The organism is Schauerella aestuarii (assembly GCF_009866805.1).
In the GTDB taxonomy this organism is placed as follows: Bacteria; Pseudomonadota; Gammaproteobacteria; order Burkholderiales; family Burkholderiaceae_B; genus Schauerella; species Schauerella aestuarii.
This window is the reverse complement of sequence record NZ_SIZW01000042.1, coordinates 461,410-482,204: the sequence shown is the minus strand read 5'-3', so window position 1 is coordinate 482,204 and position 20,795 is coordinate 461,410. Positions and strand designations below refer to the sequence as shown.

Annotated in this window: 23 protein-coding genes and 1 pseudogene; 10 read left to right on the top strand and 14 right to left on the bottom strand. The window is 58.3% G+C overall.

Annotated elements, in window-relative coordinates; genetic code table 11:
- Positions 1-5 precede the first annotated feature (5 nt).
- From EYW45_RS17345 to EYW45_RS17335, 3 genes are read left to right on the top strand one after another with little or no spacing between them, the layout of a single operon-like run.
- Positions 6-1,118, top strand: coding sequence for an isocitrate/isopropylmalate dehydrogenase family protein (locus EYW45_RS17345; protein WP_161136675.1), 1,113 nt, complete (start codon positions 6-8; stop codon positions 1,116-1,118).
- Between the two features lie 53 nt (positions 1,119-1,171).
- A complete protein-coding gene (locus tag EYW45_RS17340) occupies positions 1,172-2,140 on the top strand; it encodes a Bug family tripartite tricarboxylate transporter substrate binding protein (RefSeq protein ID WP_161136674.1) in 969 nt (322 codons plus the stop codon).
- A gap of 15 nt (positions 2,141-2,155) precedes the next feature.
- Entirely contained in the window at positions 2,156-2,461 is a 306-nt protein-coding gene (locus EYW45_RS17335) for a putative quinol monooxygenase (RefSeq protein ID WP_161136673.1), read from the top strand.
- A gap of 10 nt (positions 2,462-2,471) precedes the next feature.
- On the opposite strand, the gene EYW45_RS17330 is transcribed toward EYW45_RS17335, so the two are convergent.
- The 4 genes and pseudogenes from EYW45_RS17330 to EYW45_RS17315 form a co-directional block, all read right to left on the bottom strand.
- A complete protein-coding gene (locus EYW45_RS17330) occupies positions 2,472-3,047 on the bottom strand; it encodes a GNAT family N-acetyltransferase (protein WP_161136672.1) in 576 nt (191 codons plus the stop codon).
- A gap of 293 nt (positions 3,048-3,340) precedes the next feature.
- Positions 3,341-3,421 (bottom strand): annotated as a pseudogene (locus tag EYW45_RS25045) (hypothetical protein); the annotation flags it as partial.
- Between the two features lie 282 nt (positions 3,422-3,703).
- A complete protein-coding gene (locus EYW45_RS17320; protein WP_161136671.1) occupies positions 3,704-4,501 on the bottom strand; it encodes an aldolase in 798 nt (265 codons plus the stop codon).
- A 5-nt stretch (positions 4,502-4,506) separates the two neighbouring features.
- A complete protein-coding gene (locus tag EYW45_RS17315) occupies positions 4,507-5,481 on the bottom strand; it encodes a Bug family tripartite tricarboxylate transporter substrate binding protein (protein WP_161136670.1) in 975 nt (324 codons plus the stop codon).
- Between the two features lie 132 nt (positions 5,482-5,613).
- Here EYW45_RS17315 and EYW45_RS17310 point away from each other — a divergent pair, with 132 nt between their 5' ends.
- Positions 5,614-6,525, top strand: coding sequence for a LysR family transcriptional regulator (locus tag EYW45_RS17310; RefSeq protein ID WP_161136669.1), 912 nt, complete (start codon positions 5,614-5,616; stop codon positions 6,523-6,525).
- Positions 6,526-6,661: 136 nt separating this feature from the next.
- Here the strand turns inward: EYW45_RS17310 and EYW45_RS17305 are convergent, their stop codons facing one another.
- From EYW45_RS17305 to EYW45_RS17295, 3 genes are all read right to left on the bottom strand, one after another.
- The gene (locus EYW45_RS17305) at positions 6,662-7,117 is read right to left on the bottom strand and encodes a VOC family protein (RefSeq protein WP_161136668.1); all 456 of its coding nucleotides are present in this window, start codon (positions 7,115-7,117) and stop codon (positions 6,662-6,664) included.
- Positions 7,118-7,349: 232 nt separating this feature from the next.
- Complete coding sequence (locus tag EYW45_RS17300; RefSeq protein ID WP_235939102.1) at positions 7,350-7,853, bottom strand: cupin domain-containing protein; 504 nt, start codon at positions 7,851-7,853, stop codon at positions 7,350-7,352.
- Between the two features lie 79 nt (positions 7,854-7,932).
- Positions 7,933-8,598 carry a GntR family transcriptional regulator gene (locus EYW45_RS17295; protein ID WP_161136667.1) on the bottom strand — a complete coding sequence of 222 codons (666 nt, stop codon included), beginning with the start codon at positions 8,596-8,598 and terminating at the stop codon, positions 7,933-7,935.
- A 138-nt stretch (positions 8,599-8,736) separates the two neighbouring features.
- Here EYW45_RS17295 and EYW45_RS17290 point away from each other — a divergent pair, with 138 nt between their 5' ends.
- From EYW45_RS17290 to EYW45_RS24340, 5 genes are all read left to right on the top strand, one after another.
- Positions 8,737-8,952 carry a rubredoxin gene (locus EYW45_RS17290; RefSeq protein ID WP_161136666.1) on the top strand — a complete coding sequence of 72 codons (216 nt, stop codon included), beginning with the start codon at positions 8,737-8,739 and terminating at the stop codon, positions 8,950-8,952.
- Positions 8,933-9,721 (top strand): pirin family protein, encoded by a 789-nt coding sequence (locus EYW45_RS17285; RefSeq protein WP_202444774.1) that lies wholly within the window; start codon positions 8,933-8,935, stop codon positions 9,719-9,721. The genes EYW45_RS17290 and EYW45_RS17285 overlap by 20 nt, the downstream gene beginning before the upstream one ends.
- A gap of 134 nt (positions 9,722-9,855) precedes the next feature.
- Entirely contained in the window at positions 9,856-10,404 is a 549-nt protein-coding gene (locus EYW45_RS17280; protein WP_161136665.1) for a tautomerase family protein, read from the top strand.
- 124 nt (positions 10,405-10,528) lie between these two features.
- Positions 10,529-10,957, top strand: coding sequence for a hypothetical protein (locus EYW45_RS17275; RefSeq protein WP_161136664.1), 429 nt, complete (start codon positions 10,529-10,531; stop codon positions 10,955-10,957).
- A gap of 41 nt (positions 10,958-10,998) precedes the next feature.
- Positions 10,999-11,139 carry a hypothetical protein gene (locus EYW45_RS24340; RefSeq protein ID WP_202444773.1) on the top strand — a complete coding sequence of 47 codons (141 nt, stop codon included), beginning with the start codon at positions 10,999-11,001 and terminating at the stop codon, positions 11,137-11,139.
- A gap of 26 nt (positions 11,140-11,165) precedes the next feature.
- Here the strand turns inward: EYW45_RS24340 and EYW45_RS17270 are convergent, their stop codons facing one another.
- The gene (locus EYW45_RS17270; RefSeq protein ID WP_161136663.1) at positions 11,166-12,713 is read right to left on the bottom strand and encodes a Fic family protein; all 1,548 of its coding nucleotides are present in this window, start codon (positions 12,711-12,713) and stop codon (positions 11,166-11,168) included.
- A 237-nt stretch (positions 12,714-12,950) separates the two neighbouring features.
- On the opposite strand from EYW45_RS17270, the gene EYW45_RS17265 reads away from it, so the two are divergent.
- Positions 12,951-13,901, top strand: a complete 951-nt coding sequence (locus EYW45_RS17265) for a nickel/cobalt efflux protein RcnA (RefSeq protein WP_161136662.1) — start codon at positions 12,951-12,953, stop codon at positions 13,899-13,901.
- Between the two features lie 66 nt (positions 13,902-13,967).
- Here the strand turns inward: EYW45_RS17265 and EYW45_RS17260 are convergent, their stop codons facing one another.
- The 6 genes from EYW45_RS17260 to EYW45_RS17235 all read right to left on the bottom strand — a co-directional run bounded on the left by EYW45_RS17260 (position 13,968) and on the right by EYW45_RS17235 (position 20,718).
- On the bottom strand, positions 13,968-14,246 hold the full coding sequence (locus EYW45_RS17260) for a metal-sensing transcriptional repressor (protein ID WP_161137086.1): 279 nt from the start codon (positions 14,244-14,246) through the stop codon (positions 13,968-13,970).
- Positions 14,247-14,360: 114 nt separating this feature from the next.
- Positions 14,361-14,993, bottom strand: a complete 633-nt coding sequence (locus EYW45_RS17255) for a LysE family translocator (protein WP_161136661.1) — start codon at positions 14,991-14,993, stop codon at positions 14,361-14,363.
- Positions 14,994-15,054: 61 nt separating this feature from the next.
- Positions 15,055-15,231 carry a hypothetical protein gene (locus EYW45_RS17250; RefSeq protein ID WP_161136660.1) on the bottom strand — a complete coding sequence of 59 codons (177 nt, stop codon included), beginning with the start codon at positions 15,229-15,231 and terminating at the stop codon, positions 15,055-15,057.
- 239 nt (positions 15,232-15,470) lie between these two features.
- Positions 15,471-17,912 carry a membrane-bound PQQ-dependent dehydrogenase, glucose/quinate/shikimate family gene (locus EYW45_RS17245; RefSeq protein ID WP_161136659.1) on the bottom strand — a complete coding sequence of 814 codons (2,442 nt, stop codon included), beginning with the start codon at positions 17,910-17,912 and terminating at the stop codon, positions 15,471-15,473.
- A 194-nt stretch (positions 17,913-18,106) separates the two neighbouring features.
- The gene (locus EYW45_RS17240; RefSeq protein WP_161136658.1) at positions 18,107-19,708 is read right to left on the bottom strand and encodes a M81 family metallopeptidase; all 1,602 of its coding nucleotides are present in this window, start codon (positions 19,706-19,708) and stop codon (positions 18,107-18,109) included.
- Positions 19,709-19,710: 2 nt separating this feature from the next.
- Positions 19,711-20,718, bottom strand: coding sequence for a Bug family tripartite tricarboxylate transporter substrate binding protein (locus EYW45_RS17235; RefSeq protein ID WP_202444772.1), 1,008 nt, complete (start codon positions 20,716-20,718; stop codon positions 19,711-19,713).
- Between the last annotated feature and the right edge of the window lie 77 nt (positions 20,719-20,795).

Sequence of the window (20,795 nt, the reverse complement as noted above, 5' to 3'; positions counted from 1 at the left end):
CTCTAATGACTGCACCACTTTCGAAGTACGCCATCGCGGTATTGCCGGGCGATGGTATCGGCCGAGAAGTCATGGCGTCGGCGTTGGCTGTGCTGGAAGCAGTTGCGCCACGCATTGGGCGGCGCTTCGAAACTGTCGCGCACCCCGCCGGCGCGCAGCACTACCTGGATACCGGCGTTGCGCTGCCAGAAAGCACACTGCAGTCGTGCCGCGACGCCCACGCCATTCTGTTTGGCGCCATGGGGCTCCCCCATGTATTGGGTGCTGATGGCACCGAGATCATCCCGCAGCTCGACATTCGTTTTGCGTTGGACTTGTACGCCGGCGTTCGGCCGATTCGTAGCTTCGCCGGCTTGCCCAGTCCCTTGAGCCATCCAGAAGCGACCACGATCGACCTGGTACTGGTGCGGGAAAATACGGAAGGGCTGTTCTATGCGCGTGGCCGCGGTGTGATGGAGGGCGACAGCGCCGCGCTGGACACGATGAAGATCACGCGTCACGGCACCGAGCGCATCTGCGATTTTGCGTTCAAGCTGGCCGAGCGGCGCCGTGCACAAGGGCGACTCGGTCATGTCACCAGTGTCGACAAAGCCAACGTCTTCCAGTCCATGGCGTTCTGGCGCAAGATCTTCGAAGAACAATCCAGACGCCATCCCACGATCGGTGCCGACAGCGCTTACGTTGACGCCATGGCATTGAATCTGGTCTTGAAACCCTGGCGCTACGACGTCCTGGTTACCGAGAACATGTTCGGCGACATCCTTTCGGACCTGGTGGCAGCGTTGGTGGGCGGCATGGGCATGGCACCATCAGGCGACATCGGCGATCAGTATGGTCTGTTCCAGCCCGCACACGGCACGGCACCCGACATTGCAGGGCAGGGCATTGCCAATCCGACGGCCATGATCCTCTCGGCGTCGATGATGCTCGATTGGATGGCAGGCAAGTACGACGATGAAGCCTTGGCGGACGGCGCGCGCATCATCGACGCTGCTGTTCAGGATGCGTTTGCGAGTCAGGCCGTACGCCCGCGCGAGTTTGGTGGCAGCAGCGGCACGACAGATATCACGCAGGCCGTCATCGACCGGGTATCGGCAAAGAACCTGGTTTCCGCCTGACCACAAAACCGAATAGAGCGGCTCTTCGATAGCCGCCATCTGGAGACAAGTCCATGAAACGCCTGATTTGCCGCGCGATCGCCGCGGCCTGCATCACTGTTGCCTGCGTAAACGTCCATGCGCAGTCTTATCCCGACCGACCCGTTCGCATCATCGTGCCGTCGCCACCCGGCGGAAGCACGGATCAACTTGCCCGACTGATGGGTCAAAAGTTGGGTGAAAAGTGGGGCCAGACGGTGGTCATTGAAAACAAGCCTGGGGCCGGTTTGACGCTAGGGGCGGATTACGTTACCAAGCAACCGCCTGATGGCTACACGTTGCTGATGGGCGCCTTGCATCACTCGATCGCGCCGGCGGTCTACAAAAGCCTGCCCTACGATTTTCAGCGCGATCTAACGCCGATTACCGTGGTGGCTGTGGTGCCCAACGTGCTCATCGTGCCGCAATCCTTGCCCGCCAAATCCGTGGCCGAACTCATTGCACTGGCGCGCGCAAAGCCCGGTAGCCTGACCTACGGGAGCACGGGCGCAGGCACCGCTCACCACCTGATCGGTGAACAGTTCAACGACATGGCCGGCGTGCAAACCCTGCACGTGCCTTACAAGGGAAGCGGGCCCGCATTGATCGATCTGATGGGCGGACGTATCGACATGATGTTCGACACCGTGGCCTCGTGCCTGCCGCATATTCAAAGCGGGAAAGTCCGCGCTTTGGCAGTGGCGACGTCCACGCGTTCCTCAGCGCTGCCTGACGTACCCACGCTGGACGAAGCGGGATTGAAGGGCTTTGACATTGCAACGTGGTTTGGCTTTCTCGCGCCCACCGGAACGCCGCAAGCGGTGATCGACAAGGTGCATCGCGACACCGTCGCGATTTTGAAGGATCAATCGATCCAAAAGCAGTTGCTCGCCATGGGTGCCGAGCCGGTTGGCAACACGCCTCAAGAGATGACGAAGCAGATTGCCGACGAGACGGTCAAATTCAAGGCGCTTGCTCAGAAAGCCAATCTTTCCATCGAATAACGTGAGGAGCACCTGATGCGTGCAGTATTGGTTGTCGAGTTTCGAATCAAGTCTTCCCATATCGCAGCGTTCGAAGGCGCCATGGCGGAAAATGCCCGTCAATCGCTGGCGGTTGAGCCTGGGTGCCTGCAGTTCGACGTTTGCAGAGATCCCGCAGAGGAGGGCGTGTTCTTTCTCTACGAGGTATATGAAGACGATGCTGCGATCCAGGCTCATCTGACGTCAGCGCATTTCCTGGAGATGAACGGCGCGACGCAGGATTGGGTGGAAAGCAAGTCAGTGCGCCGGCTTACGTTGCCGGATGGAGCGAAATCGACGTAGCAAATTGACGTCAGCGGCAGCCCGCTCGGTACATCTCGTACCGGACTTTGGGTTCGGGCGCGTCATTGGTGACGCCCACGCAAGCCATACCTATCTTTTCAAGCACGCGCTGTGATGCTCTGTTGGTCTGCAAGGTAATTGCGGTAAGCCCGTCCACGGGCAGTCGCTCAAAAGCAAGTGCTGCCAATGCACCTGTGGCTTCCTGCGCGAGACCTTTGCCCCAGCTATTGGGAAGCAGCGCATAAGCGATTTCGACGACGGGCCGACCCGTTGATTCGGCATGCTTGAATCCTGCGCGTCCCACTGGATCGCCACTGGCGATATCGTGCAAGACGAACATGCCATAACCATGATCCGCCCAATGCCGTACGCGTCCGTCCACATAAGCACGGCTGGCTGCTGCGTCACGGGTTCCGCCCATCGATGCCATCAAGGCGGTGTCTTCGTGCATTGCGATGATGAAAGGCAAATGCGCGGGCGTCAGGCGCCGCGCACATAATCGCTTTGTGTTGAATTCATTGGGAAGCGCGGCGGATCGCTGGATTGTGCGGCGGCTATTGGGCAGAACGACATGTCCGCGGATCATAGCGCGTGTGTCGTCATGGCGAAGCCAGCAACCGAGGCAGGATAATCGGCGGCAAAACCATTCTGAGCAGGGGCAAATTGTGGTTGGACAGCCAAAGCTCGGTACCATCCTGGCCGGAAGTCTCAGACACCGTCAAAGCGGCTTCAATTGAACGGATCACGGCAGTGATTTAGAAGGAGAAGATATGCGATCAACCTTCCCGATAAATAGCCTTGCAATACGCATAATGTATATTATGTAAAGTGACGTTTGTTGAAGGACGCACTCTCGAGCGGTTTGCCTGGTGTCGGCACTCAGGTGCCGACCTGCATCGCTCGAATCCAGCGACGTAACACCCTCGGATCCAGCCCCAGATCCCGCGCCACTTGCGATACGTTGCCATCAGGCGGTTCGGCTCAGCGAACTGCCTCGCGCTTGAACTCGTCCGTGAATTTGCGTCTGCTGCGCGCCATCTCTCTTCTCTCCATGCATCATCATGGCATCTGATGTGTCCGGAAGGACGGAGCAATGCCAGTCCTGGCAACGAATATTCAAGCCAGACTTGGGTAATGCACCAAGCTCGAGCCTCATCGCTTGAGCTTGATGCGGCGGTATTTCGTAATGAATACGTGAAGTCAGACCACCGTCAGCTACCCAAATCTCTACAACTATTGCGGTTAAGCGATGCAGTGCGGATCGGCAGCAAGCACCTTTCGAGCGTAGTACTCAAACGTTCGCTTCGAGCGTTTAGGCGTGAGAATCCAGTCGCGCGCTTCTCTGCCAAGTTTCGGATCAATTGGCTTAATGGTCCCGGATGCCATGGCGATTAGCTGAAGCCTCGCCGTACGCTCCATGTGATGGGCGAGAACGTATGCCTCATCCATGGAATCCGTCGCAACGAGTTGGCCATGATGTGCGAGCAAAATAGCCTTCTTATCGCCTAACGCGTTCGCAATCAACTCCCCTTCTTCGTTACCAACTGGGATTCCAGGCCAATGCGGCAGGAAAGCGCAGTTGTCATAAAGCACAGCTGAATCCATACACGTTACCTCGAGTGGAACCTCGAGCGTTGAAAGTGCCACCACGTGAAATGGATGGGTGTGAACGATACAGTTGACGTCGGGCTTTTGCTTGTAGATCCAGATGTGAAAGCGATTAGCTGCGTTTGCCATTCCTTCGCCTTCGAGAACATTTAGGTCATCGTCAACCAATAAAAGGTTGCTGGCTGTGGTCTCGTCCATTCCCACGCCAAACTGCTGGGTGTAGTAGGTGTTCTGATTGGGGCCACGCACTGTGATCTGACCCGACATGCCCGAGTCATGGCCCGCTGCATAGACCATTCGGCAAAGCAACGCAAGACGTTGGCGCTGGTCCCACTGTGGGCCACCAGCAAAATGCTGGTCCATTTGCGCAATCGCCTTTTGTACAAGTTCATCTTTCGTAAGGTCGTAAGTGTTGCTCGTTGAGGTTTCCATTGCTCTCAATTTCCTTTGATTTGATTGATCCTGATTACCTCGGCCCACTTGGCGCTTTCGGCATCAAGGAAAGTCTTGAATTCCACGGGCGTGCTGCCCACAGGTACGGCGCCCTGCTCTGCGAGTCTCGCTACAAGCTCTGGATCATGCAAAGCCGATCGCGTCTTCTCTGCTAGCCTCTGAACAATGGCCGTGGGCGTGCCAGCTGGCGCAAAAAGTCCATACCAATTCTCTGCGACGACGCCCTTGTAACCGAGCTCATTCAACGTCGGAATATTCGGTAAAAGTGATGAGCGCTCGGATCCCAACGTCGCCCAAAGCTTGACCCTTTCAGTTGCAGCGAAGGGCTTGAAGGTGAAGTACGTGTCGATCATCACCGGAACATGCCCAGCAACAAGATCGGTCACCGCTGGACCCCCACCTTTGTAAGCAATGTGTTGTAGCTGAACTCCGGAAGCTGTAGCCAAGCGGGCGCCTGAGAGATGAAATACAGTGCCCACGCCAGAACTCGCTATAACCCCTGCATTCGAATTCTTTTTGACCGTGTCTACAAACTCAGCGTAAGAAGATTCAGGCCGCTCCTTCGATGCAGCGAGGACTATCAGAGCACTAACCATTTGGGTGATCGGCTCAAATCCTTTGATCGGATCAACGTTCATCTTGTAGAAGTTCGGTGCGATGACTTGGCTGGCTGGACCGACAAGCAACGTGTACCCATCGGCTAAGGATCGACCAACGCTATCCGAACCAATCGTACCGCCAGCTCCAGGCTTATTCTCAACTATGACCGGCTGCCCTAGCTCCTGAGCGAGCTTTTGACCAACAAGTCGAGAAATCGCGTCAGCGCCACCACCTGGGGGGAAGGCTACGATCAGCCGTATAGGCTTGGTGGGGTACTCTTGGGCAATCGCGTCTGTAGCAATGGAACCACTCACCGCCAACAAGCAGACGCCAATTCGAAACAACGAATCTCGAATCATATTTTTTCCAGGTTAGGTTCAGACCGACTCACATCACGTGTTGCATGCGATCATCGTGAAGCTTCGTGTCCTATAGGACAATCTGGAATTTTTGATAGAGCGCTTCGGTTTTTCCGAACGCCTTGCCGACCTATGCGCTTAGACCTGCAGGACCTCAAGCTGGTAATAGCAATAGCCCGGACTGGAAGCATCACCGCCGGCGCGGGAGCATGCTTTTTAGCGCCTGCTTCAGCGAGTGAACGTCTAAAGTTGTTGGAAGGAAAACTAGACGTCGTACTGTTCAAACGTGAATCACGCGGTGTGACTGTGACCCCGGCTGGATTTGTCGTTATTCGTCACGCCCACGACATGTTGGCGCAATCCGAAAAACTGCAACTTGATCTGCTGCACCTAAGTCAGGGTCTGCAGGGAGAAGTCCGAGTCGCTACGAATTTCGTTGCCAGAGCTCGACTTTTAGACTCACCGCTAATTGCCTTTTTGAGATCCAACCCTCGCATCAACGTCGCGTTTGAGGAGGCTTCGAGCAACGAGGCACTTCAACTTGTACAGCAAGGAAAAGTTGAGTTGGGAGTGGCTGCCTTAAGTGATGCTCACGCTGACCTAGCCAGTCGGGCATTGTTCGTTGACCAGTTAGTGGCCGTGACGGCTAAGTGGCATCCAATTGCGGCAAAAGAACGGGTTAATTTCGTCGAACTGTTGGATTACGACTTCCTGACCTTTCAACCGTCATCGGCACTTCAAAAATACATACATGCTCAGGCCGCGGCCCTTGGACGAAATTTAAGAAGCAGAGTGTCTGCCGATGGTGTCGCTATGCTGTGCCGCATGGCCGAAGCTGATGTAGGTGTAGGCATTGCACCCCTGAGCTTGGTTGCAACTGCCCGCCACACAATGGCGATAGAAGTGACTCCTATCTCGGAGTCCTGGAGCAAGCGGGAGATCGGAATTTTTTGGCAGCCCAGCATGCCCACGGATTCGGCTGCGTACCGACTGATGGAATCACTGGCAACGACGACATTAAATGATCTGGAGTCCGACCCATAGCGCGGGTTCAACCTCAATCTCGGCCTCGCTGAGATAGCATGCGCTCTGCTGCTGACAAAAAGCGTGAACCAAGCCAGCGCCATCTCTACAACAATCCCTGAATTCCTTCCATCCCCGGTTCCCGCATCCATGTCGCTTACGCAGGTCTCTGCATCAACTCCACGATGATGCCGTCCGGCCCCGAGACGTACGCGACGCGCGTACCGGCTCGAGGGCCAGTGGGTATCGGCTGCGGCGAACCTTTCGCATGCCACCCCGCCAGCTTCACTCGCGCAATGGCCGCGTGAATGTCGGCCACCGTGACAGCGAGATGCACGGCACCGATCGCTCCTGCGCTGCCAGGTGTCTCGCCTAACGTACGACCCGTCGAATACTCCAGTAGCTCGATCGGATACCCGTTCGGCGCTACCACCAACGCCATCCTGCAGCGCGGATCATCGACGCCCGTCGTCTCTCGCAAAAACGCGCCGCCCATTTCACCTTGCCGCACAAGTTCGAAACCCATCGCTTCGGTCCAGAACTGGATCGCCGAGTCCAACGAGGCCACTGAAAATCCTGTGTGGTCCACCGCCAACACGCCAGCATGGTCCATCTTGATCGTCCTGTTACGTCGATCGTGCATTTTGGCACTTGCAGATGAAAACTCCAAAAAGCGCTGGCGCGCTCACGCCGGGATCTCCCGCGCGGTCTGCTCAAAACGATTGCTTACGAAATCCAAGAGCCCCCGCACGCGCGGTGCGAGGAATCGGTTTCCAGAGTAAAGCGCATGCGCCGGCGCTGGCTTCTGCTCATCTGTCGCCAGACAGGCATACGCACGGAATGGCTTAACCCGGAACCTTCAGCGGTGGCCCAAGAAACTCAACGTCCCATCGTTGACCGAATAGCTCGAATGCTTGCTTATCGGGCACGCCATCGCGCATGATTTCACCCAGTTGAGTGAAAAATGCGGTGGCGTCCAATCCTGGCGTAATCACAATGAACTGGCGGGCGGGTTTGTCGGAGATATTGACGAACGTATGCGCCGCACCGCCCGGAATGGTGACGACATCACCCTCGCCCGCTTCGAATTCGCGACCGTCGCAGTGAAACAGGTAGCAGCCTTCCAGCACCCGAAAGATCTCGGTTTCGCGATGTCGATGGAGCGGCGGACCGAAGCCGGGCATGTTTACGGTTTCTATGGCAGTCATGCTGCCGCCGGTCATTTCCGGTGGCAGTGGCACCCGCAAAGAAAGACCGATCGCCGGAATAAGCAGCGGTGGCTCGGTTGGCTTTGCATGATGGAAGACGAATGTCATTTGAGCTCCAACAAGGGTGATCGAGCTGCGCATTCCGCATACAGAGTGTGTGACCTGAAGCGCTGTCGCCAAAATCGGCGTGCTGCTGTTGGCGCTTTTTCAGAGGAGACGGCTAATTTATTTTTCGAGCTCCCGACAGTTCCGCAAGCGCTGCGATGAACAATGGTTTCCACGCTTCGATGTGTCGGGTAATCAGTGCAGCCAACGCATCGCTGTCACCGGCGACAGCGAGCTCAATCATTTCGTAATGCTCCGCCACCGACGCTTGCTGTCGCGCTTTGCCTTCGGGCGAACTGATTCCAAAAAGGCGCATATCGGCGCGGAGGGTCATCACCAAACGGGTGAGCGTCGGGTTATTTGCTCTGGCGACCAAGGCCTCGTGGAAGGCATGGTCGGCATCGATATAGCGCGCCACATCGCCCTCCTCTACAGCAGTGGCCACCGCATCGGCGAGCTTGATCAGCGGTTGCGTATCGGTCAGTCCGCGTCGCGCAACGGCCGCGAGCGCGCCGGCTTCAACCATGATGCGAACGTCGAATTGATTTTCCAATTCTTCAGGTGTGAGCGCTTCGACCTGAAAACCGCGGTTGCGTAAAGGGGAAACCATGCCTGTGCGACTCAACTCCAGGAGCGCTTCACGCACCGGGGTGGTCGACACATTCATCTGCGCTGCCAGCGCAGGGACTGAATAGATTTTGCCTGGTGCAGCCTCCCCAGACACGATTTGAGAGCGCAACTGCGCCAGCACCATCTCTCGCAGATTTCCTGCACCGTACATTGACTACCCCTCCACAACATCGATTCCTACCGTTCCACTATATCAATTTTCTTGAGGTAGCGCGTGACGCGTGCTATAAATGCGTCACGCGCTACCTAGCGCAGCCAAGTCGAGGCGTATCGGCCGTACGGAGACATCATGGATGAATCTCTTAAGCGTTTGCTGTGCTTAGGCTGTGGCTTCCTTTATGACGAAGCCTTGGGATTGCCTGAGCATGGCATCGCCCCAGGCACGCGATGGATCGATATTCCGGATACCTGGGTTTGCCCGGACTGCGGCACGCCGAAGCATCGTTTCGAAATGGTCGAGCTCCCGTACGCCAACGATTCCGTTGGTGCGCACGCCCTCCTCTAGCCTCCTTCGAGAACTCGTCATGAACAACAATTTTGTATTGCGCGCTCACGAGCGTGGCTACGATAAGTTGCTTTCTACAGGTGGGGCTGCGAGCTATATCGCAGGGCATCCCGATGCCATTCTTACTCGCCACTCAAGCTTCAACTTCGGAAACTATCAGACGGGCATCCAGGGGTTCGGTCGTATCCGCGTATTCGGCGACGAAGTATTCAGTGGCGCGGGCTGTGGCTACAACATGCATCGCCATCACGATTTCATCATTTGCGCGTTCGTATTGGCCGGCACCCTCACCCACGTGAATACGGTGGGCAATGTGGACCAACTGCGTCCTGGTGATTACTACGCCTTTTCGGCTGGTTCCGGTGGCAAGCACTGTGAGCTGAACATCGCGAGCGAGGATCTTCAGGTCATCTATGTGTGGATGCTTCCCGACAAGTTGCTTCTTCCGCCGTCATACACACGCAGCCGTTTTGAAGCCATCGCGCATCGCAATCAACTTGTTCCACTTGTGGGCAATGCCGACGGCGCAATACGTATCAGCCAGGCCGTGACCGTGTCGCGCCTTGTGGCAGACGAGGCAGTCAACATCAAATACACGCCAAAATCGCCCGCGCACGGTACGTACGTTTTCATGCTTGAAGGTGAGGCGAACGTGGGAGGCACGGCGCTTAATCGTCGCGACAGCACCGGCATCTGGGGCAACAGCCCGATCGATATTTGCACGGATGTGGAAGGTGCCGACCTTCTGATCGTTGAGACACCACCCTGAGCGGGGTACGACGCCACACCGAATGCATTGCGAAAGATAGGACGCAACACCTAACCCATTGCCAAAGGTATGCCGCGACTTCCGCCACTGCAGCCTTACTCCATTTGCCCGGAAGGGACGACAAGGAAAAAGCCATGCCAGTCATTCAAGTCTATTACGCTGCCGGGTTGCTCGACACCGCCCGTAAATCCACGCTGAGCCAAAGTCTGACAGAGGTCATGTTGACGATGGAAGGCGGCGCACGTACTGCGGGCGGCCTCGCCTTCGCATCGGTGCTGTTCACTGAGGTGCCGGCCGGTGATTGGTGGGTTGGCGGATGCAGTGATGACACCTTCGTGAGCAAACCAGGGCGCCTCATGGCCCGAGTGACCATTCCCGAAGGCTACATGAGCCAGGCGCATAAAACCGAAGTGCATATCGCCGTGCACGCGGCCATGATGCAAAGCCTGGGTGCACACGACAGTGACGGCGCCGGCGTGCTCGTCGTGATCGAGGAAGTGACTGAAGGCAATTGGGGTGCGGGCGGTCACACCATTAGCCTGGCCAGCATTGCCGACTCGGTGGGACTTCCCAAGGATGGCGAACGATACGCGTGGGTGCAATCGTATTTCGCGGCCAAGGCGCGACAGTTCGCCGCTGCACATTACCCCGTGGATACGGGCGGCCTCTTCAAGCCATTGTAGGTCACGCGTCCAGGATTGTCGGGAGGAGGCAGCGGCATCACGCCCTGCTGCGCCCTTCCCCTTCCCGTTAGAATGGCCGCCATCCCGGCGCTTGGGCGCTGTTCTTACGAGTTCATCAGTGCTTATGCGCCACCTCATTCTCCCCATCACCCTACTCTTTTCATCGACGGCTTATGCCGCATCGCCCGCACCGATTGCACTGGATTGCCCTGCCCAACCGGCCGATGGCCGCCCGGCGACCTCTTTTGTGTGGGACGGTGCATCGTTGCGGGAGGTCTTGAAAGGGCGCGAGCCCACCGTCTGGAAGGTGGCCTCGTCAAGTCAAAAAGTGGAACCCGGCGCCACCATCGACACGCGAACACTGTCCTTCAATCTTGCGCAAGGTGCGTCAGAGGTGGCTTCGAAGAAAAGGACTGCCATTGGCCTGCAGCTGTCGGAATTTAAAACCGAAGGTCCGATCCCGGTGCAGTTTCAAATGGCGGTGCTCGAGGATGGCTATCTTACCGCCGCGATGTCTGCCACCTTCCTGGGATGCGTCAGCCGCAAGCCATAAGGGGGCACGTTTCGCGCGACAGTCGCCGTTATACTTATCGCATGAATCAAGGACTCAGCTTAGTAAGCGGCATCGCCGCAGGGGTGGGCGTCGGACTGGCGCTCGAGAGCATGCTTATCGGCATCACCGCCGGCATTGTCTTGGCGATTGCATTTGGATATCGCGGCGGTCGCAAGGATTGATTGGCAAAACGGCGAATTGCCTTTCGCTAGCGCGTGCTCTCATCCGCGTTCGGCTTTGTGACCGCGACTGGCTCTATATCAATGTCGGGAAAGAATGCTGCCGTGACCGCCCGTTCAATGGCGTCAAGTACTTCCGGCTCGACGCGATCGGCAAATTGCTTGCGGCGGTTTTTCGACAACACGCCTCGCGTGTCGTACGCCATCCGAACAAGATTGACCACGTCTCGATTCTGAATATCGTAGCTTCGCTCGACCGCTTTTCGGGCGATGTCGAAGCGCTTTAGGAATTCACTTTCTTCCAGGAGCGAGTGATCAAGCGCGTAATGCGCCATTTGCAAACCAAACTCGACAGTCGCGGTGGCGTCCCAATACCGATACGGATCTGCCGATCCATTGAATGTCGTCCGAAGCGCCCGCTCATCGATCACAGCCACTTCCCAGAGATCGCGAATGGGAGCACTGACACTCTTCAATGCCGATAGATAGTCACCCTCGTGATGTTGCATCGCTACTGAAATCGGCAAGATCAATCCCTGCTGAAGCACACCTGCGCGACACAGACTGTGATGAACCAAAAATCTTGAAATTCGTCCGTTTCCATCCATGAATGGATGGTTGAAGACGAAGCCAAACGACACGAGCATTGCTTTGATCAGCGCATTATTGCCGTCACCCTGCGCCGGAGCATTCGCAAAGGCCATGAAGTCGGCCATCAACGCCTCTAGAGGTTCTGGTGCTGGCGGTATATAGGTCACGTTTACAGCAGCAGATCGGGACGCGCTAGCCAACCAGTTTTGTTGATGGCGGAATGCTACCTCTTGATGATGCGGGCTACGAATAATGCTGGACTGCAATTCAGCTAGGTATGCTTCTGTGAGCGGCATCCCTTGATGGGCTTGATGAAGTAGTTGCACAAAGCGGCGTGCGCGATCGTCCGACGGTGGATCGCGCTCGATTTGGAACGACCCCCTTGTTTCGTCGAGATAAGCCCAACCCAATGCGCGATCGAGATGTTTCGTTCCGCCTACAGATTCGACGAAGCGATCGAGATCTGCGAACAGATCTCGCGCGACGAGTCTTGTGATTGCGGGCGTTCGACGTACGATGGGACAATATGAAAGCGGTCCAAGGCCGTTGACGTTAACGCGGTACTTGGCGTTGCGGCGAGCGACACCACAGATATAGTAGCTATCGTCGAACAGATCTACATACTTTGCCGTTGGGCTGGAAACGTCGAGGGAATGTCCGGTGAAGTGTTCGAAGAGTACGCCGATTTGACGTAAATATAAGCCGCTTGGACGCTCATTGATTCGCGCTTGGACGTGAGCAGGATCTAAGGCCAGCGATGCGGCCTGAATGCTTTCGAGATCGACTTTTTGGTGTTTAAGCGCAAACTCCAGATGGGAGATTGGATCTTCATCGGATGGTGCAATGTGAGGTGGCACCAGGAGTTGATCGCCCAAATTGTGAAGTGCGCGCGTGCTGGCCGTCACCTTGGCGGGCAGGAATGATCGAGTGGTCTTGAGCCTCAAGTTTTCAACTATCCACGCGTATCCCACTTTTTGTTCAGACATGACGATGTTCCGCAGAAAATCTACTCAGTTACCATATTTTATTCAGAATTGACGTCGCGCTGCATTTTTTATCCTGTCCCGATCTTACGTGTGCCAAGTTAGCCAGAGCGCCGACCCCTTTGTGGTGATTTTGCACCCTATTGCATGACCCTTACCTGAGCGCAGGCTTTTGCCACTTATCCCCCCCGGGGGGATAAGATCGAAGCCATTGCGGCCTCACGTCAAGGAACTCCCACGATGCTTTCGTTCTCCACCCTCCTCGCGCAAGGTACCGCCCACGCGTGGCTGTTCATCCCCAGCGCCATATTGCTTGGCGCACTGCACGGTCTGGAGCCAGGCCATTCCAAAACCATGATGGCGGCGTTCATTGTGGCCATTCGTGGCACCGTAGGCCAGGCCGTTTTGCTTGGCGTCACCGCCACCATTTCGCACACACTTATCGTGTGGGGCATTGGATTGGGCGGCATGTATCTGTGGCGAGGCGTCGATGCCGAAGCGCTCGAGCCTTATTTCCAACTTGCTTCCGGCGTGGTCATCGTGTCGATCGCCGCGTGGATGTTCTGGCGGACGTGGCGCGAGCAACATCCACGCAGCGCGCACGATCGCGATCATGGTCATAGCAACGGCCATAGCCACGGCCATAGCCACGGTCATAGCCACGGTCACGGCCATGGTGGTAGCCACAGCCATAGCCGCGATCATGATCATGGACATGCCCACGAAGATAACCATCATCCTGATGCTCGCCGCACAGACGAGACGGCCCAACTCCGCCGCAGACTTGACCTTCCCGACGACGGCTTTCAAGACGCCCATCAATTGGCGCATGCCAATGACATTCAACGACGCTTCGCAGACAAAAAGGTCACCAATTGGCAGATCGCGCTGTTCGGGCTTACCGGGGGACTGATCCCCTGCCCTGCTGCGATTACCGTGTTGTTGCTCTGTCTTCAGTTAAAAGAATTCACGCTGGGCGCGGTGCTGGTGCTCTGTTTCTCAATTGGTTTGGCCCTGACCTTGGTCACCGTGGGCGCCATTGCTGCGTTGAGCGTACGCCACGCGACCAAACGATATGCCTGGCTTTCGACCCTGGCGCGCCGCGCGCCGTACTTTTCGAGCGTCCTGATAATTGCTGTCGGCATTTATGTGGGGTTGCACGGCTGGCTGGGGATGCAGGCGCGGCCGTAATGCGCCCGGAGAAGGCTGAACGGCTTACGGTTTACGGTTGACCGATCAGTCGCCGTTCAAGCCGAATCAAAGATACTTGGTGATGGCTTTGAACTCATCGATCGTTTCCCGCTGCCCCTCCCCTGCGTTTCCAATTGCGTGCTCGAGGCAGTGATCGATGTGATCCTGGATGAGGGTTTTCTTGGCTTGTGAGATGGCTTTTTCAACCGCATGTAGCTGCTGCGCCAGCTCCAGACAAGGGCGTTGGTCTTCCATCATTTTCAATACGCTTCGCAGATGGCCCTCCGCGCGTTTCAGCCGCTTGGCGACCGCGTCGTGACGATGATGGGGGTCTGGTAAGTTCATAGCCAATAGTATCCTCCCCGACAGAAGGAAAATCCTGCACGTGACCTGAGCTCATCGTGAAGAGAAAAATAAAACGCTGATTCGATCGCCCCGAACGATGCGTCGAGCGCCTTTTTACGGTGCAATCCGCTTCAGCGCCAGCAACGCCGCACCAAACGACACAAAAATCGCTCCCGTCACGCGATCCACCCAACGCACAACCCGAGGGCGGGTGAGTGCGTTGCGGGCTTGACGCGCCATCAGCGCGTAGATGTGCAGCGAGCACAGCGACATCAGCATGAAAATGCCGGTGAGCACGAAAAACTGCGGCAGTAACGGCGCGCTTGGCGCCACGAATTGCGGAAACAAGGCCGCGAAAAACAAGATCGGTTTGGGATTGGTGAGCGCCAGTCCAACCGCTTCGCGGAAGTACGACCAGGCAGCGCGCTGCGGCATGGCGCCAGCATCGTCGATCACGATCGACGCGCGGCCCCGCAACTGTTTGAATCCCAGGTAGAACAAATACGCCGCGCCAATAATCTTGACCGCCAGGAACAATGTGGCTGAGGTGCGCAACAGCACCCCCAATCCGAGCATGGACGCCGCCGACAGGCAAAATAGGCCGGCCATATTGCCGAGCGCGCCGTAAAACACGCCACGCATGCTGCCGCTCAAGGCATTTCGGATGGCCAGCACCGTAGCAGGCCCCGGGCTGACCACCGACACGGCGGCAAATGCGCAATATGCCAACAGCACTTCAGCCTGCATGGCTGCTTCTCCTGAACGCTAACGGGACCATGACGCCCGCGTCGATCATGATAATCCAGGCTCAAGCCACAACCAATCCCCACGCTTTCAGTAGTTCGGCTGCCTGATCGGCCGAGATCATCGCATTGCGAAACAGTTGCGCGTCGAGCACCTTGAGTCCGCCAATATCGGCATCGCGCAGATCCGCGCCATCAAACCGCGTGAGTTTGGTGTGCGCATTGCGCAAGCTGACGTGCATTGCAGAAATCGGCACGCATGCAGATCGAGCCGTGACAGGTCTTCATCATCGAATACGCACCGCTCGAACGTCAACGCGCGACCGCGATCGGCCAGGCAATCGGTGAGCGTGTCGCGGGTAAAGGTCGTGTCCGCGATGACAGCGATTGCGTCGGAGGGCGTCATAAGAAGCATCTTCCTAAAAAAATATGGCGGCCGAAGCCGCCATGTTGTCCTGCCGAACGGGCATGAACCGCCGGTTTATTTCGGCAGCGCGTAGGCAATCACGTAATCGCCACGATCCGGCGAGTTGCGTGCCCCGCCCGCAGAGATGACGACGAATTGCTTGCCTGTGGCAGGCGCTTTGTAGCTGATGGGCGTGCCTTGGCTTCCCACCGGCAGACGGGCCTTCCAGGCTTCGCGGCCGGTGTGGCTGTCGTAAGCGCGCAGGTAGTAGTCCTGCGTGGCGGCGATGAAGACCAGCCCGCCTTGGGTGGCCAACGTGCCGCCGATGGTGGGCATGCCCACTTCCATCGGCATGCCCATTTTGATGCCCATGGGACCGGTGTCTTTCACCGTGCCTATCGGCACTTGCCAGGCAATCTTCTGCGTCTTCAGATTCACCGCCGTGAGCGTACCGAAAGGCGGCTTCTGGCATGGAATATCCAGGGGCGACACAAAGCGCAGCTTGGCGTTGATGGCGTAAGGTGTACCGATCAGCGGCACGCCGGCGCCCGAGATGTTCGCGGCTTCGCCACCGTCGTTCTTCGGGCCGTTCGCCTTGGGCGTCTGCGGAATCAACTGCACTTCCAGACCTACGCGCATGTCGTTGATGAACGCGTAGTGGCTGGTGGGATCGATCGACATGCCGCCCCAATTCATTCCGCCCAACGAGCCAGGCAGGTTGAGCGACGCATCGGTACCGGGAGGCGTGAACAAGCCGTCATAGCGCATCGACTTGAACTTGATGCGGCACAGCAGTTGATCGAAAGGCGTTGCACCCCACATATCCGATTCGGTGAGGGTATCGGCGCCGATCTGCGGCATGCCCACCGAAAACGGCTGCGTGGGCGAATACGTTTCGCCGGGCATATTGCCCGGTTTCACGGCGCGTTCTTCAACCTTGGTGAGCGGTTTGCCGGTGGCGCGATCCAGCACGAAGATCTGGCCGGCCTTGGTACCGAAGATCAATGCGGGGGTGCTGGCGCCCTGCCCGTTCGGGAAGTCGATGAAGCTGGGCTGCATGGGAACGTCGAAATCCCACAGGTCGTCGTGCACCGTCTGGTACACCCACTTTTCACGCCCGGTGGTGCCGTCGATGGCGAGCATCGAGGCGCCGTACTTACGATCCAGCGCGGTATGTTTCACGCCCCACAGGTCGATGGCGGCGCTGCCGACCGGCATGAATACGGTGTTCGATTGCGGGTCGTACGACATCGGCGCCCACACATTGGGGGTCGATCGCGTATAGGTGTCGCCCGACGCCGGCAACGTCGTGGTGTCGGGGTTACCGGGATCGAACGCCCAGCGCAGTTCACCCGTCATGACGTCGAAGCCGCGCATGACGCCGCCCGGCATATCGGTCGCCACGTTGTCAGCAACGCGTCCACCCACCACAACCGTGGTGCCGGCAAGCGTTGGTGCCGAGGTGAGCGAGTACTGGCCCGATTCCACACCCTTGCCGATGTGCTGCTTGAGATCCACACGGCCATTCACACCGAAGTCCGGGCAAAACGCGCCGGTACGGGCATCCAGCGCAATCAGCTCGGACTGGATGGTGTTCATCAGGATGCGTTGCTTGCACACGGCATCCGCGCCCAGCGCAGCCACTTTGACTGGCGTAGATCCGGCCACCGTGGGTTGCACGATATCGCGCTCGGCGTCGAAGTAGGCCAAACCACGGCAGCGCATCCATTTCTTCTGCTGCGCGTTGATTTCGGTCTTCCACACTTCTTTGCCCGTGCTCGCGTCCAGCGCGATGACGTTGTTGTGCGGGGTGCACACAAACACGCGATCGCCCACCTGCAGCGGCGTCAATTGATCCTCGGCACCATTGCCGCCGGGGCTTTGCGGTGTATCGCCCGTACGGTACGTCCAGGCGACCTGCAGATCCTTGACGTTATCGCGGGTGATCTGATCGAGCGCGGCGAAGCGTGACCCACCGGGCGTGTTGCCGTAATGCTCCCAGTTTGCCGGTGCGGCGTCGGCCGCGACCGGCACCAGGGCGGGTGCCGCACCCGACGCGACCACCGTGGGATGCGGCTGGAACATGCCCCAGAACGCGGCCGCAAAGCCGATGGCGAGCACTGCCGTCACCACGCCGGCGGGTTTGCAAGCCGAGGGCTGACCGACGGCGCGGCGCAACAGCGGAAACGATGCGGCCACGGCGATGGCCATGCCGGCCGGCACCATCAGCCGCGAGATCAGCGGCCAGAAATCCAGGCCCACGTCGATCAGTGACCAGATGAGCGTGCCGGCGAAGACCAGGGCGAACGCCACGGCACCCGACGGACGGGCGCGCGCAATCTGCACACCAGCCACGGCCATCACCACGCCGGCGACCAGGAAATACCAGCTGCCCTTCAACGCAACCAATTGGTAGCCCTGGACCACGAAGAACAGGCCGGCTGCCAAAATGATCAGTCCGAGCACGGCCAGCCAGATACGTGCCCATAGCGGCACGTGCGGCGCTTTTGCTTGCATAACAATCCCACATTCAATTAGAACAACGCCGTCCATCAGTGAACGGCGCGGGGATTGTAGGGTTTCCTTGCTTGAAACTGACTGAAGCCTCTGGTGCGGGAACTGCTATAGCCATCGACGTCAATACGCAGAGAATGCCGAGCATTCTAAATTCGGCAATGCCTGCTGCATGATTCGGCAACAGTCGATGTCTTTCAGAGCAGCTTGCGCTTCGCGAGCACCCGGACGTTGGGCGACCACGTCGCCATGTCATCCATCGGCACCACTGGACGCGGCAGGCGCCGAAAATCGAATCGGGACAATACCGGCGACGTCAGACCCGGCGCATCCACGCTATAGATTTGTGCGGGTTTGAAGAACTCGTCGAAGGCCGCTCGAAAATGCCCACGCGACTTCACGACAACGGTGCGGGCGGCAGCGATGTCCAGGCCGAACATCTCGAAAAACATCGGCTCGTGACATTGATGGCGATTGGTAATGACGACCACGCTGATGCCGCCGATGTCCAGCAGCACCGAAGGCCCCAGGTCGAATCGGCAACCGGCGAGTTGTCCGCGTCGGCCAACGCCCTGCCCGGCATGGTGTTTCACCACCGTGGCCTGTGCCTCGAAGGCTTCGGAATACAGGGTTGCGTCATCCCGATTGAACCGCGCCGTAAACGACGCGCCGATCGGCAACTGGTGGGCTTCCGCGCACAATGCCGCATCGGTGATGACGCCCATGATGACGTGTTTGGCGCCCGCTGCCAGCAAGGCCTGCAGGAGATAAGGCGTGTTACCCCGCCCACCCCCGCCAGGATTGTCGGCCACGTCGGCCAGGCAAAGCGCCGGCAGTCTTGGATTCGCACCCGCGTCGCGCGCCATTTCCACGGCATGCGCCAGCGAGGTCAAGGCGGGTGAAAACGCCGACCGGGCGTGCCATGCCGGGAGCGCAAGATCCTGCGCGATTTGTTTGGCCAGGGCGGCATCGTTGCGCGTGCTCACGATCACCGTCATGCCATTCTTGGGTGTGTCGCCATAAACAAATCCCGCAACGGCGGAGATATTGATGATGCGCGGATCGTCGAGCCAGGCTTCAGCGGCTTCGATCATGTCGGCATACGGTCCGGTGCCCGGTGCGGTGAGCAATTGCGTGGGCGGCGCACAGACGGGCATGCGCACGTGCGCCACGGCGACTTCGCCGCCGGCGCGCACGTGCGCCACGGCGACTTCGCCGCCGGCCATCAATTCGCGCAAGACACGGGCGGCGTCGGCGCCGCGTTCGGCCATGTCCACGTGCGGATTGCGACGGTACGAGATCAGGGTGTCGACGCTATCGACCATCAGATCAGACACGTTCGCATGCAGGTCGACGGTGGCCACGACTGGCACGCCATCGCCCACGGTGCGCCGCACGAGCGCGAAGACGGCGCCGTCCGGATCGTCGCAGGCAGTAGTGATGGCGGCCCCGTGCTCGCAGATATAGACCGCATCGAGCGGCAAGGCAGCACGCAGGCCTGCTTCGAACGCATTCAGCGTGTCGGTGAAAAACCCATGATCCACCGGACCGCCCGACTCTGCGTTGGCGAAGAGAATCGGCATTGGGATCCACGCACCAGCCGCGTCCATGTCGCGCACGAACGCCGGAATTTCGGGCGTCATGGCAGGAGCCGCGCTGCGCGCGTCGGTCATCAATGCGTCGCCGCTCAGGTAGGCGCGCGCCTCGAAATCTTCGCGAGTAGAAACTGGCGCGAAGCGATTCGATTCGATCGCAAAACCAAGAATGCCGATACGCGGTCCGCTGGGAGATAAGGGCATGGTTAGTTTTGCTTCTCGATATTGGCGCTGGCGATCACGTCGGCCCACTTCTTTTGTTCGGCGGCGACGAAGCGCACAAAGTCGGGTTGCGTGCCGGGCGTGGGCGTGGCAAAGGCCTTGGCCAGATCGTCTTTCACGCCGTCGGAGTTCATGACTTTTTCCAGAACGGCGCTGGCGCGATCGACGATGGGTTGCGGCGTGCCGGCCGGGAAAATCAGACCACCCCAGGCGCCATTGTCATAACCCTTGAGCCCCGATTCGTCCATTGTGGGGATATTGGGAAACAGGGGCACCCGGGTTGAGCTCGTGATGGCCAGTGCGCGCAGTTTGCCGGCTTGCACCAGGGGCCAGGCAATCGGCGCATTGGTAATGGCAAAGTCCAATTGGCCGCCGACCAGATCAGTAAGTGAGGCGGGATCGCCGTTGTACGGCACGTACGACGCATCGATATCCGCCATGCGCTTGAAAAGCTCGCCGCCCATATGCCCGCTGCTGCCCAGATTGGCTGCCGCCCAGAACAATTTGCCCGGTTTGGCCTTGGCTGCCGCGACCAGGTCGGCGACCGACTTATAGGGCGCGTCCGCCCGCACTACCAATAGATTGGGCAGTGTGAACATCGGCCCGATAAAAGCGAAGTCCTTCGATGGATCGTACGCAAGCTTGTTGAATAGCGACGGGTTGACGGCGAGTGTATTCAGATTGCCGTAGCCCAAGGTATAGCCATCGGGCGCGGCGCGTTTGATTTGCGTCATGCCGATCGCGCCGCCCGCGCCCGGACGATTTTCGATCACGAAGGTTTGATTAGTGGCGCGTGCCAGATGCGTGATGACGATGCGGGTCAAGACATCGGCGCCGCCGCCCGCGGCCGACGGCACGATCACGGTCACCGGCTTGTCGGGCCACGTCGATTCGGCGCTGTGCGCGGCGAGCGGTGCAAGCGCGGTGGCCGACGTAACGGTGGCGAGCGCCAGCGTACGGCGCAAGGTGGTAATGAATCGAGCGTTGAACATGTTTACTTCCCCATGGAATGTTATGAAGCACAACTGACTGAGTGACCGACTGCCTCGCTGTCCCAACGCCTGATTTC